The organism is Pontibacter amylolyticus, from assembly GCF_014638845.1.
Taxonomy (GTDB): Bacteria; Bacteroidota; Bacteroidia; order Cytophagales; family Hymenobacteraceae; genus Pontibacter; species Pontibacter amylolyticus.
Map to the genome: position 1 here is coordinate 732,053 of NZ_BMFP01000002.1, position 6,000 is coordinate 738,052.

Here is a 6,000-nt window from a genome sequence, read left to right on the forward strand (position 1 = left end):
GTATAGTCGTGGGGCTTGGGGTAATGCTGCCAACTTAAGAAGCGGTTTTACCACACTGTTATCTTGAAGTGCTATACTGTCATCTCAAAGCCACTGAGAGATCTGGATTTTTTCGGAGCTGCTTAATATTTCAGATTTCTCCCAAAAGAGGGCCCCTACCCCCCAATGCCGTCAACTTAAGTAACCACACTCCTAATTTGTCATCTCGACAGCATGGAGAGATCTGGGTCAACTCAGAACAGTGGCAACATTTTAGATTTCTCACTGATAGAGGGCCCCTACCCCCAGTTCGAAATGACAGTTAATTAATTAAGTTGATGGCATTGCCCCTACCCCCTGGTCGAAATGACAGAAAGTAAGTTGAAAGCATAAGGGGCTTAAAATCCTTTGCTAATATGGAAGAGGCGAACTGGCAAAAGTGGAGCGGTTATACAACTGAAACAAAAAAGCCTGACCACAGGGGCCAGGCTTTTCAGGTATAAGATGAAGACGGATTAGCCGATAGCTACCATCTCACTTTCATTCTCGTTATAAGCTTCAATCGGAGCGCAAGAGCACACCAGGTTACGGTCGCCGTAAGCACTGTCGATGCGGCTAACCGTTGGCCATACCTTATTGTCGCGCAGGAAGGACATTGGGAATACCGCCTTCTCGCGAGAGTAAGGACGCTCCCAGTTCTCCACCATCACTACTTTCAGGGTATGCGGCGCATTCTTCAGCACGTTGTCTTTCTGGTCAGCCTTGCCCGCTTCGATCTCACGGATCTCCTCACGGATCGAGATCATCACCTCGCAGAATCTTTCCAGTTCTTCCTGTGCCTCTGACTCGGTTGGCTCCACCATCAGCGTACCCGCTACCGGGAACGATACGGTTGGCGCATGGAAACCGTAGTCCATCAGACGCTTCGCAATGTCCTCAACTTCTACGCCAAACTTCTTGAACTCGCGGCAATCGAGGATCATCTCATGTGCGCAGCGGCCATTAGCGCCTACATACAGCACCGGATAGTGTTTCTCCAGACGCGCCTTGATGTAGTTCGCGTTCAGGATCGCCACTTTCGTTGCTTCTGTCAGACCCTCGCCACCCATCATCGCGATGTAAGCATAAGAGATCGGCAGGATAGAAGCAGAACCCCAGGGAGCAGCCGAAATCGCGTGGATCGCTTCCGGACGACCAAGGTCAACCACCGCGTGGCCTGGCAGGAACGGAGCCAGATCTTTTACCACACCGATCGGGCCCATGCCAGGACCACCGCCACCGTGAGGGATACAGAACGTCTTGTGCAGGTTCAGGTGACACACGTCAGCACCAATGTGCGCTGGCGAAGTAAGGCCTACCTGGGCGTTCATGTTGGCACCGTCCATGTAAACACGGCCGCCGTTGTCGTGAATAACCTGGCAGATCTCGATGATAGACTCCTCGTACACACCGTGTGTAGAAGGGTAAGTCACCATCAGGCAAGAGAGCTCATTCTTATACTGCTCGGCTTTCGCACGCAGGTCCGCTACATCGATGTTTCCTTTCTCGTCGCACTTCACGATTACCACTTTCATGCCCGCCATTACAGCAGAAGCAGGGTTGGTGCCGTGTGCAGAAGAAGGGATAAGCGCAACCGTACGGTAATGATCACCACGTGACTCGTGATAAGCACGGATCACCATCAGGCCGGCGTACTCGCCTTGTGCGCCTGAGTTTGGCTGCAGCGACATGGCGTCGAAACGGGTGATCTCGCAAAGCCATGCTTCCAGGTTCTTGAAGATCTCGGCATAACCCTGCGTTTGGTCGGCAGGCGCAAATGGGTGCAGCTGACCGATTTCTGGCCAGGTGATTGGAATCATCTCCGCCGTGGCGTTCAGCTTCATGGTGCAAGAGCCCAAAGAGATCATGGAGTGAACCAAAGAAATGTCTTTGTTCTCGAGGTGCTTCATATAGCGCAGGATCTCGTGCTCGGAGTGGTGCTTGTTGAACACCTCGTGTGTGAGGTACTCGCTCGTACGGATCAGCTTGTCTGACCAGGTGATCTCAGTCTCTTCCGGCAGCTCGTCTATACCCAGCACGTCAGTCGACTTGCCGGCTACCTTCGCAAATACAGCCAGGATGTCTTGCACATCTTCCAGCTCTGTGTTTTGGTGCAGGGAAATACCGATGAAGTTTTCTTCGAAATAACGGAAGTTGATGCCCGCCGCCTCCGCTTCTGTGCGGATGGCTGCTTTCATGTCGGCGCTCTCTACCGCAATTTTCAGCGTATCGAAGTAAGCTTCGTTCAGCTGCTCAAAGCCAAGGGCTTTCAGGCCTCTCTCGAGTTGCTGCGCCAGCGCGTGGGTGTTCAGACCGATGTACTTCAGGCGTCGTGGGCCGTGGTACACGGCATACATACCGGCAATTACCGCCAGCAGTACCTGTGCGGTACAGATGTTAGAAGTAGCTTTCTCGCGACGGATGTGCTGCTCACGTGTCTGCAGTGCCATGCGGTAGGCTCTGTCACCGGCGGCGTCCACCGAAATACCGATAATACGACCCGGGATCACACGCTTGAAGGCATCCTTCGTGGCGAAGTAACCCGCGTGCGGACCACCATAACCCATTGGCACACCGAAACGCTGCGTGGTACCCACTACCGCGTCGGCACCCATTTCACCCGGAGGTGTCAGGAGCGTCAGGGAAAGGATATCAGCCGCAACGGCTACCAGGATCTCCTGGGCGTGTGCTTTGCTGATGAAGTCTGTATAATCGAAAATGGCACCGTCGGCAGCAGGGTACTGCACCAGGGCGCCAAACAATGTCTCGTCAGAAAAATCTACCTCGCGGTGATCGCCGATTACCAGCTCAATGCCGATAGGCGTGGCACGCGAAAGCAGGATATCCAGTGTTTGCGGCAGCACTTGGTTCGTTACGAAGAAGCGGTTGGCATTCTTGCGTGCGCCCTTGCGCTGCGCATAGAACATACCCATGGCCTCAGCGGCGGCAGTACCTTCGTCCAGCAAAGAGGCGTTGGCGATCTCCATACCGGTCAGGTCCATCACCATGGTCTGGTAGTTGATCAGCGCCTCCAGACGGCCCTGCGCGATCTCAGCCTGGTAAGGGGTATAGGCAGTATACCAACCCGGATTCTCCAGAATATTACGCTGGATCACCGGTGGCATGATGGTGTCGTTGTAGCCCAAGCCGATATACGATCTGTATACCTTGTTCTTTCTGGCAATCTCACCGAATTTCTTCAGGAAGTTGTTTTCTGAAAGAGCCTTTGGCAGGTTCAGCGGCTTCTTAAGTCTAATGGCGGCCGGTACGGTCTCCTCAATCAGTTGGTCCAGCGAGTTCACCCCGATGGTTTTAAGCATGTCCTGCATTTGCTCTTTGTCAGGACCGTTGTGGCGCTCCTTAAAAGTGTCAGCAGGTTTTGTTTTAAGAATCATAATGATGAAGTATTGATTGGGAATTTGGGTTTTAACTTTCCAGTGGAAGACAAGCCAAAGGCTCTCTTTCAATAATTTCTACAAAAGTAATAGTAATTGTTTATTATATTGAAGCTTGAAAGCTAAATAGTTCGGGGTGTGGCAAGTGACCTGATATAGTCGTATAAATGGCATACCTATATATAAGGTGTGGTTGGCAACATTCCCCAGACTGACAAACACAAAATTCGGCAGAAGAATTCAGAAAGACGCATCGATGGAAAAAGTTAAAATTGGCATTATTAGAGAAGGCAAAATACCAGTGGACAAGCGCGTGCCGCTCACTCCTAAAAAGTGTGAAGAGGCCATGCAGGAGTTTCCCGAGGCAGAGGTAGTGGTGCAGCCCAGCGAGGTACGCTGCTTTACGGACGAGGAATATGCTGAACTAGGTATAGCCCTGCAGCAGGACCTGAGCGATTGCGACGTGCTGATGGGCGTAAAGGAAGTGCCTGTCGACCAACTGCTGCCAAACAAGACCTATTTCTTTTTCTCGCATACCATCAAGAAGCAGCCGCACAACGCCAAACTCCTGCGGGCGGTGCTCGACAAGAACATCACCTTAATAGACTACGAACTCCTGACCAACGCACAGGGACAGCGGGTAGTGGCTTTTGGCAGGTATGCAGGTATAGTGGGCGCTTATAATGGCATTCTCACTTACGGCAAAAAGTGGAAGCTCTTCGATCTGAAGCCCGCCTACCTCTGCCACGAGATGGAAGACATGCAGGAAGAATACTTTAAGGTGAAGTTGCCGCCGATCAAGATCGCCGTGACAGGCGGTGGCCGTGTGGCAGGCGGCGCCATGGAGGTGCTTGAAAAGATGGAAATAAGAAAGGTGAGTGTGTTCGATTACCTGTACAAGCAATTCAACGAGCCCGTATATGCCCAACTGCACTCCGGCGACTACAACAACCGCCCCGATGTGGAGGTATGGGACTCTCCTGATTTCTACGCCCACCCGGAGCTATACCAATCCACCTTCCGCAAATTCACCAAAGTAACCGACCTGTTGCTGGCCTGTGCTTACTGGGATCCGCGCGCGCCGAAGCTGTTCTCAGAGGAAGACACCAGGCAGCCCGATTTCAAAATCGACACCATCGCCGACATCACCTGCGATGTGGATGGATCTATACCCACGACCAAGCGTGCTACCACCATACCTGAGCCCGCCTACGACTACAACCCGGAAACAGGAGAGCTCGAGCCAGCCTATAGTAGAAAAGACAACATCACGATAATGGCCGTCGACAACCTGCCATGCGAATTACCGCGCAACGCCTCCCGCGACTTTGGCCGCAATATTATAGATTATGTATTCCCGCAGTTCTTTAATAATGATGAAGGCGGTATGCTGGGACGGGCTACAATAGCAAAAGGAGGAAAACTGACTGAAAGGTATAAGTATCTGCAGGAGTATGCGGAGGCAGCTGCTGTGTAAGAACTGATACTATATATAATAGAGTAAGAGCTAACGAGGTATAGACTAAGCATAAGTCTATACCTCGTTTCCATTTAACGGGGTAGTAAAAGCGGAGTAGAGCAGCGAAAAACGACATAATAAGCACACGATTGAAGCTACAGTAAAAAACTTTTAAAGTATTTTCAAGATTTTGATGGTGCAACTCAGATACTTAAGCGAAACTAATAGAAGAGCTAAAGGAAAAGCAAAGGGACCCCCTTGCGGAGCCGGAAACTTTTGCGACCTTTGCACTCCCAACCCGGTTAAGCGGATGGGGAAACAGGCGCTCCGGCAGGGGGCGCAGCCCCGGCAGGACAAGGGGCCTCTTTTAATGAAAGGGAAAGCCTTGGGCAGGGGTTAAAATACCGCTAAAGTTTTTTTCGCCAGGCCTTGCAGCTTCAAAAAAGCTTGTTACCTTTGCAGCCCGCTTCACCAGGAGGCGGCTTTACGGGCGCCGGCAACGGGGCTGAAGACTGAAAAAAAACTTTTGCCGAGTGCTTGCAGGTTGAGAAAAGCTTCTTACCTTTGCAGCCCGCTTCAGCCGGAAACGATTCCGGAAGCTGCCTTAACAGAGGGCGGCCGGAAAAGGGAAAAAAAGTTTTGCGGAGTGTTTGGAGATTGAGAAACTCTTCTTACCTTTGCAGCCCGCTCCGAGACACAGGGTCTTGAAAGCGCCTCCCGAGCCAACAGGGCGACGGGGAAGAGAGAAAAAAGATTGAAGATTTTGCTTGGAAGTTGGAAAAGTTTTCCGACCTTTGCACACCGAAAAACAACAGCAGGTTGTCCCGGTCACAAGCGACACACCCGCCTTATAGATGATAGGGCACTACAGGAAGAGGAAGTCTTCCGGAAAGTTCTTTGAGAGATTGTTGAGACAGAAAAAAGAAAATTAAGATAGGTACATCCGCGCGGGCGGATCTGCAAAGATCCCCACCGCGTCAATTCAAGTGATTCACATCACAGAGAGTAGTAAGGAAAAGGCCACGGGTCGAACGGACACATTGGTTCTAGCGATAGAACCTGAAAAGTAAACACTACAATGGAGAGTTTGATCCTGGCTCAGGATGAACGCTAGCGGCAGGCCTAATA

The 6,000-nt window shown here is 51.4% G+C and carries 2 protein-coding genes; one reads left to right on the forward strand and one right to left on the reverse strand.

Features of this window, described 5'->3' with window-relative positions; translation table 11 throughout:
• Positions 1–494: 494 nt before the first annotated feature.
• On the reverse strand, positions 495–3,413 hold the full coding sequence (gene gcvP, locus IEV97_RS08135; protein WP_188500988.1) for an aminomethyl-transferring glycine dehydrogenase: 2,919 nt from the start codon (positions 3,411–3,413) through the stop codon (positions 495–497).
• A 256-nt stretch (positions 3,414–3,669) separates the two neighbouring features.
• Between gcvP and IEV97_RS08140 the strand changes: the two genes are divergently transcribed.
• A complete protein-coding gene (locus IEV97_RS08140) occupies positions 3,670–4,890 on the forward strand; it encodes an NAD(P)-dependent oxidoreductase (protein WP_188500989.1) in 1,221 nt (406 codons plus the stop codon).
• The last annotated feature ends 1,110 nt before the right edge of the window (positions 4,891–6,000 follow it).